The sequence below is a fragment of the Devosia geojensis genome (assembly GCF_000969415.1).
Classification (GTDB): domain Bacteria; phylum Pseudomonadota; class Alphaproteobacteria; order Rhizobiales; family Devosiaceae; genus Devosia; species Devosia geojensis.
On the sequence record NZ_JZEX01000207.1, the window covers coordinates 24,641 to 41,427 of the forward strand.

Below are 16,787 nucleotides of genomic sequence, written 5' to 3' on the forward strand. Positions count from 1 at the left end.
CCGCCGAAGGCCTAATCCTCGTCCGTCGCCAGCTGCCCCAGCAGCTGTCCCCTGCCCCTCAGGCGCAGGAACACGGGCAGCAGCAGCGCGAGGGCGGCCACGACGTAGAGGACGATCGCGACCGGCGAAGCGAAGAGCACCGCCGGGTCCCCCTGGCTGATGGCGAGCGCCCGGCGCAGCTGCTGCTCGGCCATGGGCCCGAGGATCAGGCCCACCACCACCGGCGCGATCGGGTAGCCGAAGCGGCGCAGCAGGTAACCGAGGATGCCGAAGGCGAGGAGCAGAAGCAGCTCGAATGAGAACGACACGCCCCAGATCCGCATCACAGCCGCGTTCGCACCGATGGTGCCGAGGGTGGCAAAACTCAGGATTCCCGCATAGAGCCAGGGCTTCGGGATGGTGAGGAGCCGCACCCACAGCCCGATCAGCGGCAGGTTCAGCACCAGCAGCATGAGGTTGGCGACCAGCAGGCTGGCGATCAGCGCCCAGACGAGCGTCGCGTTGTTGGCAAAGAGCAGCGGACCCGGCTGCAGGCCGAACTGCTGGAAGCCGGCGAGCATGATCGCCGCCGTCGCCGTCGTCGGCAGGCCCAGCGTCAGCAGCGGCACCAGCGTGCCGGCGGCCGAGGCATTGTTGGCCGCCTCGGGCCCGGCGACGCCCTCGATGGCGCCTTCGCCGAACTCCTCGGGGTGCTTGGAGAAGTTGCGCTCGGCGCTGTAGGAGAGGAAGCTCGCAACGTCCGCTCCCCCCGCCGGCATCGCGCCGATCGGAAAGCCGATGAAGGTGCCGCGCAGCCACGAGGCCCAGCTGCGCTTCCAGTCCTCGATCGTCATCCACACCGACCCCTTTATCGCCTCGACCTCCTCCTTGAGGTGCGTGGGCGAGCAGGCGACCTTCAGGGTCTCGCCGATGGCAAAGAGCGCGACGGCGAGCGTCGTCACCTCGATGCCGTCGAGGAGATCGGGAATACCGAAGGCGAGCCGGGTCTGCCCGGTCTGCAGGTCGATGCCGATGAGTCCGAGGCCGAGGCCGATGAAGAGCGCGGTGATGCCGCGCAGCGCCGAGTCGCCAAAGGCGGCCGACACCGTGATGAACGCCAGCACCATCAGCGCGAAATAGTCCGCCGGACCGAAGGAGAGCGCGAAGCGCACGACCCACGGGGCGATGAAGGCCAAGAGGAGCGTCGCGATTAGCCCGGCGATGAACGAGCCGATGGCGGCCGTCGCCAGCGCCGGTCCGCCGCGGCCCTTGCGGGCCATCTTGTTGCCCTCGAGGGCGGTGACGATCGAGGCGCTTTCGCCGGGCGTATTGAGCAGGATCGAGGTCGTCGAGCCGCCATACATGCCGCCGTAGTAGATGCCGGCGAACATGATGAGCGAGCCCGCCGGATCCAGCCGGTAGGTGACGGGCAAGAGCAGCGCCACGGTCAGCGCCGGGCCGATGCCGGGCAGGACGCCGACGGCGGTGCCGAGCGTCACGCCGATCAAGGCATAGACGAGCATCATCGGCTCGAGAGCCGCCATCAGCCCCTGCAGCAGAAGATCGAAGGTACCCATCAGGCGCCTCCGCTCATGCTGGAAAAGAGCGACATCGCGGCCGCTTCAAGCGGCCCGGAGGGCAGCGAGAGCTGGAGCCCGCGCGCAAAGACCAGCCAGATGAAGAACGCAAAGACGATGCCGACCGGCAGCGAGAACCAGAACCTGCGCTGGCCGAAGCCGGCGGCGGTCATGGCGAAGAGGATGCCGGTGGCGACGGAAAAGCCCAGCGGGAACATCAGGAACATCTGGGCGAGGAGCCCACCGACGATCCAGAACATCGGGCCGTGATTGTCTTTCTCGCGCGCCGGGAAACTGCCGCGCAGGGCCGAGAGCGCCGTCAGCACCGAGAGCACGGCAAGGCCCGTCGCCACGATATAGGGAAAGGTCGTCGGGCCGACGCGCGCATAGACGGCGACGACGCGCATCTGCGCGGTCTGCCAGAAGATCACCGCCGCGATGACGGCGAGCACGGCGGCAATGACGAGCGCCGCCCCATCGGGGCGGCGCGTGACATTGGCGCGATCGGTCATTGCACCAGGCCGATTTGGCGGAGGATCCCGTCGGTGGCGGCGATGTCCTCGGCGAGCTGGGCCTTGAACTCGTCACCGGCAAGATAGGTGTCGACCCATCCGCGGTCGGCGAGAGCCGTCTGCCAGCCGTCGGACTCGACCATCGCGGCGATGTCGGCGTTGATCTCGGCTTCCTGCTCCGGGGTGATGCCGGGGGCTGCCGCGACCATGCGCCAGTTCTCGAGCACGACGTCGACACCGGCTTCCGAAAGGGTCGGGGCATCGACGCCCTCGAGCCGGTTCTGCCCGGAGATGGCCAGGAGCCGCAGCTCGCCCGCCTCGACCTGCGAGGCGAATTCGCCATAGCCGGAAACGCCCACGGTCACCTGGCCGCCGAGAATCGCGGCCAGCGCCTCGCCGCCGCCCGAGAAGGCGATGTAGTTGATCTGGGTCGGATCGACGCCGACGGCCTGCGCGTAGAGACCGGCAAGAATGTGGTCCGCGCCGCCGGCCGAGCCGCCGGCCCAGGAGACCGCGCCCGGATTTTCCTTCAAGGCCGCAGTCAGGTCGTCGATGGTCTGGATCGGCGAATTGGCCGGCACGACGACGGCGACCGACTCGCCGGTCAGGCGCGCGATGGGCGTGACGTTGTCGAGCGTCACCGGCGACTGGTTGGTCAGGATCGCGCCGACCATCACGTAGCCGCCGACGATCAACTGGCTGGGATTGCCCTGCGCCTGATTGACGAACTGGGCAAGGCCGATGGTGCCGCCGGCGCCGGGAACGTTGGTCACCTGCACGTTGCCGGCGATGCCTTCGTCCTGCAGCACCTGCTGGATGGTGCGAGCCGTCTGGTCCCAGCCGCCACCCGGGGCGGCGGGCGCCATGATGGTATAATCCTGCGCGAAGACGGGTTGAGCCAGGGCGCCGGTCACCAGCGCCGCGAGAAGCAGCTTGTTCAATAGTTCCTCCCTTGAACAACAAGCGGGCGACGTTACGCCCGGAACTATAATGCTAGGTCGCGAGCCTGTCGCCGTCCTGTCACGGAGGGGCAATTTGTGATCGGCCGGCGCGGGAACTGGCGGGCCGTCGCATCGTTGCACGGATACCCAACCAGAGGAGACAGCCATGGCCTATTCTGACATGCCTGACCGCAGCGTCGACGCCACCGAGACGCACGACCTCATCGCCTCCGACAAGGTCGAGGGCACCAAGGTCTATGATCCGAACGGCGACCATATCGGCTCGATCGAGCGCATCATGGTCGAGAAGCGCTCGGGGCGCGTATCCTATGCGGTCCTCAGCTTCGGCGGGTTCCTCGGCATCGGCGACGACCACTATCCCCTGCCCTGGTCGATGCTCGAATACGACACGGACCTGGGCGGCTACCGGGTGAACGTCACCAAGGACCAGCTCGAGAGTGCCCCCCACTATGCGCGCGGCGAAGATTTCGACTTCGACGAGAAGCGCAGCCGCGGCATCTACGACTACTACGGCGTGCCGCCGTACTGGGTCTGACAGTTCACTGGCGGGCTTTCGACAAGGGAGGCCCCGGCCGGCGCCCAGGTGGCGCCGGTTTTTTGTTTCCGCTGCACTCTTGCCTTTGGCGGCTCGAACGCTCACATGCTCGCTCACGACCGCGTGACCGGAAGCAACCGGTCCGAACCGGAGGCGCGACATGCAGCAGCCGATCATCTCCATTTCCAACCTGTCCAAGACCTACGCTTCGGGCTTCACGGCCCTCAAGAGCGTCGACCTCGAGGTCATGCGCGGCGAGATCCTCGCGCTCCTCGGGCCCAACGGGGCCGGCAAGACGACGCTCATCAGCATCGTTACCGGCATCGTCAACGCCACGACCGGCACGGTCACCGTCGACGGGCACGACATCGTCAAGGACTACCGCGCCGCCCGCTCGCTCATCGGGCTCGTGCCGCAGGAATTGACCACCGACGCCTTCGAGACGGTATGGGCGACGGTCACGCACAGCCGCGGGCTCTTCGGGCTGAAACCCGATCCGGCCCACATCGAGAAGGTGCTGAAGGACCTCGCCCTCTGGGACAAGAAGGACAACAAGATCCTCGAGCTGTCCGGCGGCATGAAGCGGCGGGTGATGATCGCCAAGGCGCTCTCGCACGAGCCGCGCATTCTCTTCCTCGACGAGCCGACGGCCGGCGTCGACGTGGAGCTGAGGAAGGAGATGTGGGCGCTGGTGCGCGCGCTTCGCGCCTTGGGCGTCACCATCATCCTCACCACCCACTACATCGCCGAGGCCGAGGAGATGGCCGACCGCATCGGCATCATCGACAAGGGCGAGCTGCGGCTCGTCGAGAACAAGGACGAGCTCATGCGCAAGCTCGGCAGCAAACAGCTGCGCCTCGAGCTGCAGGAGCCGATCGAGGTCGTGCCGACCGGGCTCGACGGGCATAAGCTCGAGCTTTCCGGTGACGGCACGACATTGACCTATACCTACGACGCGCATGGCGCGCGCACAGGCATCAGCGCGCTCCTTGCCGACCTGTCGCGCGTCGGCATCCGCTTCAAGGACCTGCAGACCCACCAGTCCTCGCTCGAGGACATCTTCGTCAACCTGGTGAGGGACGGGAAATGAACTTCGAGGCTGTCAAGGCGATCTACAAATTCGAGATGGCGCGCACCTTCCGCACGTCCATGCAATCCATCGTTTCGCCGGTGATCTCGACCTCGCTCTATTTCGTCGTCTTCGGGGCGGCCATCGGCTCGCGCATCACCGAGATCGAAGGCGTCTCCTACGGCGCCTTCATCGTGCCGGGCCTCATCATGCTGATGGTGCTGCAGCAGAGCGTCTCCAACGGCTCATTCGGCATCTATTTCCCGAAATTCCTCGGCACCATCTACGAGCTCCTGTCGGCGCCCGTCTCGTCCTTCGAGATCGTCGTCGGCTATGTCGGGGCGGCGGCGACCAAATCGCTGATCCTCGGCGTGCTCGTGCTGCTGACGGCCGGCTTCTTCGTGCCGCTGCGGATCGATCATCCTGTCTGGATGCTGATCTTCCTCGTCCTCACAGCCATCACCTTCAGCCTCGTCGGCTTCATCATCGGGGTCTGGGCCAAGGGCATGGAGCAGCTGCAGACCGTGCCGCTGCTCATCATCACGCCGCTGACGTTTCTCGGCGGCACCTTCTATTCGCTCAACGTGCTGCCGCCTCTCTGGCAGACGATCTCGCTCTTCAATCCCGTCGTTTATCTCATCAGCGGCTTCCGCTGGAGCTTCTACGGCATCGCCGACGTCAACGTCGGCATCAGCCTCGCCATGACGCTGGCGTTCCTGGCCATCTGCCTTGCGATCGTCGCGTGGATCTTCCGCACGGGATACAGGCTCAAGGCCTGACGTTCAGGGATCGGAATATCCGATGACGTGCACCTCGATCTCTTCGGGCGGCGTCTCTCGCGGGAAGATCAGGGTGGCGGTGCGGCTGGCGCCGGCGGGGATGTAGTCGATGACGATCTGACCGCTGCCGCCTTCGAGCGGCGGCACGCCGGCGACCTCGACCGCCGCGGCCGCGGCGTGGCCGGCGTTCCTGATCTCGAAAGTCACCGCCAGGCCCGCCTGCGTCATGCTTCGATCGAGCTCCGTGACCGCGAGGTCGGCGATGCCGCCGCTCTTGACCACCGCCTCGAAGGCGAGAAAGCCCATCACGCCGAGGACGATCGCCGCCGAGGCGATCCCGGCGATCCATTCGATGCGGGCGGCCTGCGCGTTGGCGGGCTTTGGCGCTGGATCCTGCGGCGCGCGTTGCCTGCGTTTTGTCCTCGCTGTTGCCATCGCCGGCCCCTTAGAGGATCAGCCGCGCCGCCGCCGCGCCGACGGCGGCGGGGAAGGCGAGGACGACGACGATGCGTAGCGCCTTGGCCACCTCCAGGCCGTCGAAGCGGCCGAAGGTCCAGAGCACATAGGCCGAGACCGCGAGGGCCACCAGATAGCCGACGACGGTGAAGCGCAGGAACGCGCTCCACCAGGGCGTCTCCGGACCGATCTCGGTGCCGCCCTTGAAAGCGGCGGCGTAGACGAAGGCGTGCATGATGAGCATCGATATCGGCACGAGCAGCAGGCAGTGCAGCGCCGTCATCTTCAGCGAGATCAGCAGCATCTCCTCGGTCGGGGCGACGTTGAGCCCGAGAAAGAGCGCGCCGACCGCCATGACGAGGAGCTCGCCGCCATAGGTCTCCTCCTGCTCGCCCACGTGCCCGTCGCGCCCGAGCTGGCTGCGCCCGAGGAGGGCTCCAAGCGCCGCCGGCACGGTCTGCATCGCGATCTTGCCGACGATCTCGGATGGCGGCATGCCCGGTTCGAGGATGGCCAGCAGCGTAAGCACCACCGAACTCGACAGGAGCCCGATGCCGAGGGCGATGAAAGCATCGCGCACGTCCTCGGCCCAGTGCCGGGTCTTTTCGAACCCGCAATAGCGCGAGAGGAAGACGAGGAGCGGAACGGAGACCAGCATGAGGATGAGCAGCCGCCAGCGTTCGACCGTGAAGCCGAGCTGCCACATCTCCATGGTCATGAGCATGGGCAGCGAGAAAACGAGGGCGCCGCCGAACGCGCGCCCGAATCCGACAAGCAGCGGACGCAGGGTCCCGTTCGTCGCAAATGCCGCAGCCTCAGCCACCGGCGGCGCCCAGCACGACCATGGCCACCACCAGCAGGAAAGCCGTCGCCACCAGCGCCAGATAGAGCGTCAAGCCTGAACCGGTCACGTGCGGCCTCGACAAGCGGTTGGACATGGGGGCGAATGGCTTAACCCGCCGTCGCCCTTGCCTTTTCAACGCCGAGGCATTTGCCGCGGTTCCCCCGAAGCCTCAGCGGGCTTCCACTCGCACTTCCGGCCCCAGCGTCGTCGCGCTCTCCACCTGCGAGAGCACTTCCTTCAGCCGCGCGATGCCGGCGTCATCCCAGCCGGGCGGCTCGACCAGCGCCCGCCAGGCATCGGTGTAGTCCGCGGCCGAATAGACGTGGCCGTATCCGACCGGCGAGGTGAGGCCGAGGGCCATGTCCATGCCGAGCTGGAGGAAGGTGACGACCGGATACCAGTTGAGCGCCGGCGAGACCCCTGCCCCGCGCTCGCCGATCATCCAGTCCGGCGCCCGGTAGAGGATCGACCAGTCGAAGAACACGATCGGGTCGCTGGGGTATTGCAGGAAGGCGAGCCGCATCGGCCCCCACTCGGCATCCGCCTCGCCCAGCTGGCTGCCGCGGTTGGCGAAGCGGATGCTGGTGTCGTTGCCGAAGCGGGGCAGCCATTCGGGAGACCCGGGCTGCCGGTTGGCCGTCGCCCAGCGCCAGATCGCGCTCGTATAGGGCGGCCCGGCCCAGAGGGCGCCGTTGAACGGGTCGGCAAGGACGTCGAACACCTGCGTCGAGGCCTGGGAGCTGTGTGCGCCGAGGCTCAACCCGTTGAGGTAGAGGCGCGGCCGGCTGTCGGGGGGCAGCGCGGTCCAATACCCGTAGACGGTGTTGAAGAGCTCCTGAGCCGCTTCGATGCCGTAGTCGGGCTCGACGACGAGCGACAGCGGACTGGTGAGGTAGGAATACTGCAGCGCAACGCTCGCGACGTCCCCGGCCTGGAGATATTCGAGCGAGTCGATGCCCGCCGGATCGACCCAGCCCGTGCCCACCGGCATGATGATGACCAGCACGGAGCGATCGAACGCACCGACGCGCAGCATCTCGGCCAGCGCCAGGTCGGCCCTTTGCTCGAACGTCGGGGCGGACCGCAGGCCGACATAGACGCGCAGCGGCTCCATGGCCGGCCGGCCGATTACCGCCTCGATTTCCTCCTGCGAGGGACCGGATTCCACGTAGATGCGTCCGTCCCTGCCGATGGTGCTCCAGGGGATGAGCGAGGCTGCGCTTCCCGAGTGCAGCGGATCGGCCGGCGGCTCGCCATACTGCCCGGCCAGCCCGTCGAGCCGTTCGAAGAACGAATCGGCGGCGCGCAGCGCATTGCGCAACAGCACGCCGTTGACCAAGGAAACGGTGACGAACCCGACGATCGCGAGGCTCAGCACGAACGCCACGCGCCGCGGCAGGAAGCGGGCGAGCCGGCGCATGACGAAGCGTACGCCATGGACCAGCAGGGTTCCGAGCAGGATGAACAGTGCCGCCGGCGCGAGCGCCACCAGCAGCACGTAGAGCTGGTGTCCACCCTCGACCGGCTCGGCGCCCATCGCCTCGCGCACCGAGTTTTGCCAGGCCGGCAACTGGTAAAGGCAGATCGCCATCAGCAGCACGCAGCCGCCCGCCACCATCCACCGCAGCCAGCGGTTGTGCGGGCCCTCCGGCCACCGGATCTCCATGTAGTCCCAGACCCACTCGAGGAAGACGCCGATGGCATAGCCGGCGGCGAACGTGCAGCCCGAGAGAAACCCCTGCACCAGGAAGGTGCGCGGCAGTAGCGAGGGGGTCAGCGACATCGAAAAGAGCAGCGCACCGACGACGAGGCCCGGCATCGACAGGTGGCGATGGAAGAATCCGATCCAGCTCGAAACCCGCATGTCCGCCTCCCGCCATCGGCAAACCGATGGGTGAAGCTAGGAAGGGTGCTTTTCAGCCGTCAAGTTTTTCCGTCGCGGGCAAGCGAAATAGTTCCTGGCGCGGGAAATTCCACGATCACCTCGACGACGCGCTAGCACGGGATCCCTCGTCGCCGGTCTTGCCGCTCTCGAGCTCGCGCATCAGGCGCTGCTTGCTGTTGACGAGGTGCAGCCGCATGGCGCTGCGCGCGTTCTCGCTGTCGCCCGCCTGGATGGCGAGGAAGACGGCTGCGTGCTCCTCGTTGACCTTGTTGAGGTAGGCGATCCGCTCGTCCTGCGAGAGGCCGTAGGTCTTGAAGCGGGCGCGCGGGACGGAAAGCGTGCCGATATAGCCGAAGAGATTGGAGAAATGGACGTTGTTGGTGGCCGCGGCGACCGATCGGTGAAAGTCGAGGTCGGCCTCGATGGCGTCGCTGCCGGCGGCGATGGCCTCGCGCATGACCTCGAGGCTCCGCTCGATATTGGCGAGGGCCTGATCGCTGCGCCGCGCCGCGGCAAGGCCGGCGCCCTCGACCTCGAGGGCGATGCGCAGGTCGAGCAGCGCGATCTTGTCGGAAAGGGCGTCGATGTCCTTGGGCGTGATGACGAACCCTTGCGGCAACGACGCGCTCTGGACGAAGACGCCGACGCCCTGACGGGTCGTGACCATCGAGCCGGCCTTGAGGTTGGCGATCGCCTCGCGGATGACCGTGCGGCTGACCCCGAACTCGCCGATCAGCTCCTGCTCGGTCGGCAGCTTCGAGCCGAGCGCATATTCCCCGTCCTGGATGCGGCGGCGCATGACTTCGACGATCTGCTCGGCAAGATTGCCCCGACGGAGCTCCATCCCAATATCTCCAGGTGGCCGGACAAGCCTAGATGTAGTCTTCCCGCATGGGGGTGAAACTATCCACCATAGTCCCGGCCTCTATGCAAACGGCTCCGTGCAGTACTCCCCCGGCAACGACATAGCTGGAGCCGGGCCCGAGCCGCTGGGTATTGCCGTCGATGGTGACATCGAAGAGGCCGCTTTCGATATAGGCCGCCTGGGCGTGGGGGTGCGTATGCGGGCTGCCGACGGCGCCCGTGGCGAACTCCCAGCGCAGCATCATGAGCTCGTCATTGTAGCACAGCATCTGCATGCGCCGGCCTTCGCCCATCTCCTGCCATTGGGCATCGCGTCCGTGAAGAAAGGGGCCTGATGTGGGCATGTTCGTCTCCGGTTGAAGCGTTTTCAGGAAAAGTGGACACCACTTTTCCGGTTCGAAAACGCGATAAAGCAAAACTAGGCTTGTTCGGCTTCCGCCTGGCGCAGCGCCAGGTCGCGGTCGTAGCGTTCGCTCGCTTCGATGAGGGTGCGCGTATAGGGCGCACTGGCTTCGTTGTTCTCCAGCGCGTCGCGCGTCAGCACCTCGACGATCCTGCCGGCCTGCATCACCGCGAAGGCGCTGCACATGTGGTCGATGACCGAAAGATCGTGGCTGACCAGCAGGTAAGTGAGCTTCAGCTCCTCGCGCAGGTCCATGAAGAGGTTGAGGATCTCGGCCTGGATGGAAACGTCGAGGGCCGAGGTCGGCTCGTCGAGCAGCACGATGCTGGGGCGCAGCACCATGGCGCGGGCGATGGCGACGCGCTGGCGCTGCCCGCCCGAGAGCTGGTGCGGGAAACGGTAGCGGAACTTGCCCGGCAGCCCCACCTGGTCCAGCACCTTGCCGACGCGCTCGCCGATGTTGTCGAGCTTGTGGATGTGCAGCGGCTCGGCCAGGATATCCTCGATCTGGTGCTTGGGATGGAGGGACCCGTACGGGTCCTGAAACACCATCTGCACGTTCCGGCACCAGCCCAGCCGGTCCGCCTGCCGGAAGGTCTGACCGTCGACCGCGATGCCGCCGGTCCACTGGCGATAGAGGCCCGCGATGCACCGCAGCACAGTCGACTTGCCCGATCCGCTTTCGCCGACGAGCCCGTAGGTTTGGCCGGCTTCGACGGAAAACGAAATGGAATCGAGGATTTTCCGCCGGCGCGCGCCCTGGCCGAGGAAGAGCGAAAGGTCGTCGATATCGATCAGGCTCATTTCTGCCTCACGAGGTCCAGCGCCCACTCGCTGCGCCGGTTGAGGGTCGGCAGCCTCTCGCGCCGCGCACCGATCCGGGGGAGCGAAGCGAGGAGGCCCTGGCTGTATTCGTGCCGGGCCTTGTCCAGCTCGTCGGCGCGCAATTCCTCGACTACCTGCCCGGCATACATGATGAGCACGCGGTCGCAGAAGCTCTGCACGAGGTTGAGGTCGTGGCTGATGAACAAGAGGCCGATGCCGCGCTGCCGCACGAGGTCGTCGAGCAGGGCGAGGACCTGCAGGCGCACGGTGACGTCCAGCGCCGAGGTCGGCTCGTCGGCGATGATAAGGGCGGGATCGGGAATGAGCATCATGGCGATCATGATGCGCTGGCCCATGCCGCCCGAAACCTCGTGCGGATAGAGGCCGTAGACGTGCTCGGGATCGCGGATGCGCACCGCCGCGAGCTGCTCGATGGAGCGCCGGCGCGCCTCGGCCCGGCTGACGGGGAAATGGGCGAGGTAGGCTTCGCTCACCTGCTCGCCGACAGTCATCACGGGATTGAGCGAGAACTTGGGGTCCTGCAGGATCATCGATATGCGCCGTCCGCGGATGTCCTGCATGGCCTTCTCGCTGAGGGCGAGCATGTTGCGCCCCTCGAAATCGAGCGCATCGGCCTCGACCCTGGCCACATCGGGCAAGAGGCGCATGACGGCGCGGCCGACCGTCGACTTGCCCGAGCCGGACTCGCCGATGATCGCGACCTTTTCCTTGCCGACCTCGAAGCTGACGTTGCGCACGGCATGCATCGCCCCGCGCGCCCCGAAATAGCGCACGTTGAGGTTCCGGACGCAGAGGATGGGATCGCTCATGAGTTACCTCGACTGGCGCGGGTCGAGCACGTCGCGCAGGCCGTCCCCGAAGAGATTGAAGGCGAGGGCGACGACGAGGATGGCCATGCCGGGCATGGTCACCACCCACCAGCTGTCGATCATGAAGCGGCGGCCGGCCGAGGTCATGGCGCCCCATTCCGGCGTCGGGGGCTGCGCGCCGAGGCCGAGGAAGCCGAGGCCCGCGGCGGTCAGCAGCACGCCGGCCATATTGAGGGTGATGCGCACAATGACCGACGGGACGCAGATGGGTAGTATATGGCGACGCAGGATCCGCAGCGCCGAGGCACCCGAAACCTGCGCGGCGGCGATGAAGTCGGACGCGCGCATGGTGAGCGTTTCGGCCCGCGCCAGGCGCGCGATCGAGGGCCAGGCGGTCAGCGAGATGGCGATGACGGCATTCTCGATGCCCGGCCCCAGCGCCGCGGCGAAGGCGAGCGCCAGGATGAGGCTCGGGAACGACAGGAAGATATCGGTGACGCGCATCAGCACGCGGTCGACCCAGCCGCCGAAATAACCGGCCGCCATGCCGACGACGAGGCCGACCGGCGCCACGATCACCGACACCAGGATGACGATATAGATGGAGATGCGCGAGCCATAGACGATGCGGCTGAAGATGTCGCGCCCGAGTTCGTCGGTGCCCAGCCAGTTCTCCTCGCCGGGCGGCTGCAGCGCCCGCGAGAGGTTCTGGGCATTGGGATCGTGGGTCGCGATCCACGGCGCGAAGATCGCCGCGAGGATCATGGCGAGGATCACGACGAGCCCGAATACCGCCAGCGGATTGCCGAGGAACGCGCGCAGGCTCCAGTAGACGCGCTGGGCGGTGGCCTGGCGCATGCTGGTGACCGTGTCGCTGCTCAGGTACTCGCGCAGGCTCATTGAGGATGAATTCTCGCTCATGCGGATCGGGTCCTGGGGTCGAACACCCGGTAGAGGATGTCGGAGAGGATGTTGAGGGCGATGAACAGCACGCCGACCAGGAGCGTGCAGGCCATGACCGCGTTCATGTCGCCGATCATCAGATTGCTGGTGAGATAGCCACCGAAGCCCGGCCAGGAGAACACGGTCTCGACCAGCACCGCGCCCTCGAGCAGCCCGCCATAGGCGAGCGCCACGATGGTCACCAGTTGAACCCTGATGTTGCGGAAGGCATGCCGCCAGATCACCTGGTTCTGCGAGAGCCCCTTGACCCGCGCGGTGATGATGTATTCCTGGCTCAGCTGCTCCATCATGAAGCTGCGGGTCATGCGGCTGATATAGGCCATGGAGTTGAGGCCGAGGACGACGGCGGGCAGCCAGATGTTGCGCAGCGCGCTCCAGAACACGTCCCACTCGCCCACCAGGATGCTGTCGACGAGCAGGAACCCGGTGATGGGCTCGACGAGGCCGGTATAGAAGATCTCGACGCGCCCGCTGCCGCCCGACCAGCCGAGGAAGGCATAGAACACCAGAAGCCCCATGAGGCCGAACCAGAAGGTGGGCGTCGAATAGGCGATGAGGCTGAAGAAGCGGACGGTGTAGTCCGGCCATTTATTGCGCCGGACCGCGGCCAGCACCCCGAGCGGCACGCCGAGGCCGGTGCCGATGATGATGGAAATGGTGCCGAGCTCGATCGTGGCGGGAAAGACGCGGGCGATATCCTCGATGACGGGGCGCCCGGTCAACAGCGCGACGCCGAAGTCGCCGCGCAGGATATCCGAGACGAAGCGGAAGAACTGCACATAGAGCGGCTGGTCGAGGCCGAGCTGACGATAGACGCGCTCATAGGTGGCGCTCGAGGCCTCGTCGCCGACGATGGCCAGCACCGGGTCCACCGGCATCATGCGGCCGATGAAGAATGTGAGGACGAGGAGCCCGAACAGGGTGACAACCACCGAGCCCACGAATTTGGAGGCGTCGGTCAGTTGCGTTCGCAGTTGGTTGGCGTGCACGTTCGAGGATCCCCGGCATTTGGCGGGGCGGCGAGTCCGCCGCCCCATTTCAATCAGCGGTCCTTGGAGACGCCGTCGAAGCGCGTCGTCCAGCCGTAGTGGTTCTGGTAGCCCTCGATATCGGCGCGGAAGACGACGGTGTCGACCACGGCCGAGAAGGGCTGGAGGGCCGGCACGACCTCCTCGTAGAGCAGCTGGATATCTTCGTACATCTTCTGCTGGGCCTGCGGGTCACGCTCGAGAAGGGCGGCCGCCGCCATCTCGTTGAGCTCCTCTGACTGCCAGGCGGTGCGCCAGACGATGCCGCCGGCCAGGTGCTCGGCCTCGTCGCTGTTGTCGATGTTGATCGCCAAAGCCTGGAGGTTCGAGTGCGGATGCGGCTCGGCGCCGCCGCCGCCGCGGCGCACGATCATCTGGAAGGTGCGCTCGCGCATGGGCCCGTAGACCTGGTTGCCGGTGCCGGTGACGATATTGGCCCTGATGCCGGCCTGGGCGAGGGTGCCCTGGATGGAGGTCGCGGCGTCGAGGAACGGCGGCTCGTTGAGCGAGAGCAGCTCGACGGTGAAGCCATCGGGGTAGCCGGCCGCGGCCAGGTGTTCCTTGGCCTTTTCGACATCGAGCTCATAGCCCGGATCGGGCAGGCTTCCGACCACGCCCGGCGAGAGCGGGCGCTGATGCAGCACGCCGTAGTTCGGCATGATGGTGGTGTTGATGCCCTGGTAGTCGATGAGGTGACGCAGCGCCAGACGCACGTCGCGGTTGGCGAAGCGCTCGTCCTTCATGTTGACGCCGAGGTAGTAGAAGCCCGAGCTCGGCGTCGACTGCACGACGACATCCGGGTTGGTGCTCAGGGCCGAGATGTCGGGGACCGAGAGGCCGAGGCCGACATCGAGGTCGCCGCGTTCCAGCATCAGGCGCTTGGTCTGGCTTTCGGGCATGTGGCGGATGAGGACGCGGCGCATCGGCGCCTCGCCGCCCCAGTGGCCATCGAATCGGTCGAGGATGATCGTGTCGTTCGCGTTCCAGCTGCGCACGACATAGGGACCCGACCCGGCCGAGTTTGTGGTGAGCCAGGCGGCGGCGAGGTCGCCATCGACCTCGTTCTCGAGCGCGGTCCTGCTGTCGATGATGGCCGTATTACTAGGCTTACCGAACATGTAGAGCAGCAGCTGCGGGTCGCCCGGCTGGGCCAACTGCACAGTAATCGTATTACCTTGCGCGGTGACCAGCTCGTCGAAATTGTCGACCGTGTAGCCGGCGACCGCCCAGGGGCCGGCGCCGGACAATTCGAGCGACAGGACGCGGCGGAACGACCACAGCACGTCCTCAACCGTCACCGGATTGCCGGAGGCGAACGTCGCGCCCTCGCGCAGCTGGAAGGTGATCTGCGAGCCGTCCTCGCTGATCTGCCAGCTCTCGGCCAGCGCCGGATGCACCGTGGTGCGCTCCACCGCATCGAGGCGGATCAGCGTGTCGTAGACATTGTTGACGACGGCCATGCCTTCGCGCCCGGTGGTCGCCGCCGGGTCGAGGGTCAGGACGTTGCTCATGCTGAGCCCGATCACCAGCTGATCGTTCGGGGTGGCCGCGAGGGCCGACGGCAACGGCAAAGCAAGGACGAGCGCCGTCGCCGACGCAAGCAAAAGACTCTTCATGGGAACTCCTCCAACCACAACGGGTCGAGTGGTATGCTATGCGACATCATACAACTAGGTCAATGCCGATCCGGCGGAAAATGTGCGTTCTCCGCGCCTCCTTCGCGAAGAAGTAGTACTTTTCTTCGATCTTGTATGGTACTTCCGAACTTGTATGGTACATGAGCGGCGCGGCCGGATCGAGAGCCATATGGCCGCGCCCCTGACGATGAAGAGACTGGAGACAATGTGATGCCCAAGGCATATGCGATCGTTGGAACAGGTGGCCGCGCGCGGATGTTTTACGAGAGCATTCTCGGGCCGCACCGCGACCATGCCAAGCTGGTCGCCCTGTGTGATACCAACCAGACCCGCATGGACTACACCAACCGCGTGATCGTGGAGGAGCTGTCCGGCGAGAAGCTGCCGACCTACAAGGCCGACGCCTTCGCAACCATGATCGCCGAGCGCAAGCCCGACACCGTCATCGTGACGTCCATCGACCGCACGCACCACCATTACATCATCGCCGCGCTCGAGGCGGGATGCGACGTGATCACCGAAAAGCCGATGACCACCGATCCCGAGAAGTGCCAGGCCATTCTCGACGCGGTCGAGCGCACCGGGCGCAATGTGCGCGTCACCTTCAACTACCGCTATGCCCCGCACAATTCGGCCCTGCGCGAATTGATCGCCGAAGGCGCCATCGGTCAGGTCACTTCGGTGCATTTCGAATGGCTGCTGGATACGCGCCACGGGGCCGACTATTTCCGCCGCTGGCACCGCGACAAGCGCAACAGCGGGGGCCTCATGGTCCATAAGTCGACCCATCACTTCGACCTGGTCAATTTCTGGCTCGGCTCGCAGCCCGACACCGTCTTCGGCATGGGCGACCTCAAGTTCTACGGTCGCGCCAATGCCGAGGAGCGCGGCGTCTTCACCCCCTATACCCGCACCACCGGCGTCGCGGCCGCCAAGGGCGACAAGTTCGCCATCGACCTGACCGCCAACCCGGTTCAGAAGGGCCTCTACTGGGAGGCCGAGAAGGAAGACGGTTATCAGCGCGACCAGAACGTCTTCGGCGACGGCATTTCCATCGAGGACACCATGTCGGTCATGGTGCGCTACCGCAACAAGGCGGTGATGACCTACTCGCTCTATGCCTATGCCCCGTGGGAAGGCTTCAACGTCGCCATCAACGGCACCGGTGGCCGTCTCGAGCTCACCGTGCACGAAAATTCCTACATCAATGCCGGCGCCGGTTCGGAGACAGAAGGCGCCGCCAAAGGCGTCAAGCTCTACCACTTCCCGCTGCATGGCGAACCGCGCGTCGTTCCGGTCAAGCACGGCGAAGGCGGTCATGGCGGCGGCGACAAGATCATGCTCGAGGAAATCTTCGGCAACGCGACCCCGCGTCCCGGCTACGGCGCCAACCACCGCGACGGCGCTCTCTCTATCCTCACCGGCATCGCCGCCAACAAGTCCTTCGCCACCGGCCTGCCGGTGGACGTGAAGACGCTCGTCAAGCTGTAGCCATCCGAACCTGCCCGCAAGCAGGGTTATCGCATATACACCCACCCCTCTCCCCTTGAGGGAGAGGGACAGATTTTCCGCTCCAGCGGAAAATCAGAGTGAGGGGTCTGCGATGGTGCAACGAGCACCACGTTTGCGGCGGTAACCC

At 66.0% G+C, this 16,787-nt stretch carries 17 protein-coding genes; 4 read left to right on the top strand and 13 right to left on the bottom strand.

The window, feature by feature from the left end; all coding sequences use genetic code 11:
- Positions 1–11 precede the first annotated feature (11 nt).
- Genes VE25_RS21395 through VE25_RS21405 form a run of 3 tightly spaced genes read right to left on the bottom strand, consistent with a single transcriptional unit; the run spans position 12 to position 3,009 of the window.
- Positions 12–1,556, bottom strand: a complete 1,545-nt coding sequence (locus VE25_RS21395; RefSeq protein WP_046110716.1) for a tripartite tricarboxylate transporter permease — start codon at positions 1,554–1,556, stop codon at positions 12–14.
- On the bottom strand, positions 1,556–2,068 hold the full coding sequence (locus tag VE25_RS21400; RefSeq protein ID WP_046110717.1) for a tripartite tricarboxylate transporter TctB family protein: 513 nt from the start codon (positions 2,066–2,068) through the stop codon (positions 1,556–1,558). The genes VE25_RS21395 and VE25_RS21400 overlap by 1 nt, the downstream gene beginning before the upstream one ends.
- Positions 2,065–3,009 carry a Bug family tripartite tricarboxylate transporter substrate binding protein gene (locus VE25_RS21405; protein ID WP_046110718.1) on the bottom strand — a complete coding sequence of 315 codons (945 nt, stop codon included), beginning with the start codon at positions 3,007–3,009 and terminating at the stop codon, positions 2,065–2,067. The genes VE25_RS21400 and VE25_RS21405 overlap by 4 nt, the downstream gene beginning before the upstream one ends.
- A 166-nt stretch (positions 3,010–3,175) precedes the next feature.
- Between VE25_RS21405 and VE25_RS21410 the strand changes: the two genes are divergently transcribed.
- The 3 genes from VE25_RS21410 (at position 3,176) to VE25_RS21420 (ending at position 5,413) form a co-directional block, all read left to right on the top strand.
- Positions 3,176–3,565 (top strand): PRC-barrel domain-containing protein, encoded by a 390-nt coding sequence (locus VE25_RS21410; protein ID WP_046110719.1) that lies wholly within the window; start codon positions 3,176–3,178, stop codon positions 3,563–3,565.
- A 160-nt stretch (positions 3,566–3,725) separates the two neighbouring features.
- Positions 3,726–4,655 (top strand): ABC transporter ATP-binding protein, encoded by a 930-nt coding sequence (locus VE25_RS21415; protein ID WP_046110720.1) that lies wholly within the window; start codon positions 3,726–3,728, stop codon positions 4,653–4,655.
- Complete coding sequence (locus VE25_RS21420) at positions 4,652–5,413, top strand: ABC transporter permease (protein ID WP_046110721.1); 762 nt, start codon at positions 4,652–4,654, stop codon at positions 5,411–5,413. The genes VE25_RS21415 and VE25_RS21420 overlap by 4 nt, the downstream gene beginning before the upstream one ends.
- 3 nt (positions 5,414–5,416) lie before the next feature.
- On the opposite strand, the gene VE25_RS21425 is transcribed toward VE25_RS21420, so the two are convergent.
- From VE25_RS21425 to VE25_RS21470, 10 genes are all read right to left on the bottom strand, one after another.
- Positions 5,417–5,848: a hypothetical protein gene (locus VE25_RS21425; protein WP_046110722.1), complete on the bottom strand. Its 432-nt coding sequence runs from the start codon at positions 5,846–5,848 to the stop codon at positions 5,417–5,419.
- A 10-nt stretch (positions 5,849–5,858) separates the two neighbouring features.
- Positions 5,859–6,692, bottom strand: a complete 834-nt coding sequence (locus VE25_RS21430) for a TIGR02587 family membrane protein (protein WP_052732151.1) — start codon at positions 6,690–6,692, stop codon at positions 5,859–5,861.
- Between the two features lie 190 nt (positions 6,693–6,882).
- Positions 6,883–8,577, bottom strand: a complete 1,695-nt coding sequence (locus tag VE25_RS21435) for an alpha/beta hydrolase (protein WP_046110723.1) — start codon at positions 8,575–8,577, stop codon at positions 6,883–6,885.
- A 115-nt stretch (positions 8,578–8,692) separates the two neighbouring features.
- Positions 8,693–9,442 carry a FadR/GntR family transcriptional regulator gene (locus tag VE25_RS21440; RefSeq protein ID WP_046110724.1) on the bottom strand — a complete coding sequence of 250 codons (750 nt, stop codon included), beginning with the start codon at positions 9,440–9,442 and terminating at the stop codon, positions 8,693–8,695.
- A 28-nt stretch (positions 9,443–9,470) separates the two neighbouring features.
- Positions 9,471–9,806 (bottom strand): cupin domain-containing protein, encoded by a 336-nt coding sequence (locus VE25_RS21445; protein ID WP_046110725.1) that lies wholly within the window; start codon positions 9,804–9,806, stop codon positions 9,471–9,473.
- Between the two features lie 74 nt (positions 9,807–9,880).
- The gene (locus VE25_RS21450; RefSeq protein WP_152664706.1) at positions 9,881–10,669 is read right to left on the bottom strand and encodes an ABC transporter ATP-binding protein; all 789 of its coding nucleotides are present in this window, start codon (positions 10,667–10,669) and stop codon (positions 9,881–9,883) included.
- The gene (locus VE25_RS21455) at positions 10,666–11,520 is read right to left on the bottom strand and encodes an ABC transporter ATP-binding protein (protein ID WP_046110726.1); all 855 of its coding nucleotides are present in this window, start codon (positions 11,518–11,520) and stop codon (positions 10,666–10,668) included. The genes VE25_RS21450 and VE25_RS21455 overlap by 4 nt, the downstream gene beginning before the upstream one ends.
- 3 nt (positions 11,521–11,523) lie before the next feature.
- Positions 11,524–12,441 carry a nickel transporter permease gene (gene nikC, locus VE25_RS21460; protein ID WP_152664707.1) on the bottom strand — a complete coding sequence of 306 codons (918 nt, stop codon included), beginning with the start codon at positions 12,439–12,441 and terminating at the stop codon, positions 11,524–11,526.
- On the bottom strand, positions 12,438–13,520 hold the full coding sequence (locus VE25_RS21465; protein ID WP_046110728.1) for an ABC transporter permease: 1,083 nt from the start codon (positions 13,518–13,520) through the stop codon (positions 12,438–12,440). The genes nikC and VE25_RS21465 overlap by 4 nt, the downstream gene beginning before the upstream one ends.
- A 5-nt stretch (positions 13,521–13,525) precedes the next feature.
- Positions 13,526–15,127 carry an ABC transporter substrate-binding protein gene (locus VE25_RS21470; protein WP_046110729.1) on the bottom strand — a complete coding sequence of 534 codons (1,602 nt, stop codon included), beginning with the start codon at positions 15,125–15,127 and terminating at the stop codon, positions 13,526–13,528.
- Positions 15,128–15,358: 231 nt separating this feature from the next.
- On the opposite strand from VE25_RS21470, the gene VE25_RS21475 reads away from it, so the two are divergent.
- A complete protein-coding gene (locus VE25_RS21475) occupies positions 15,359–16,639 on the top strand; it encodes a Gfo/Idh/MocA family protein (protein ID WP_046110730.1) in 1,281 nt (426 codons plus the stop codon).
- Positions 16,640–16,787: the final 148 nt, after the last annotated feature.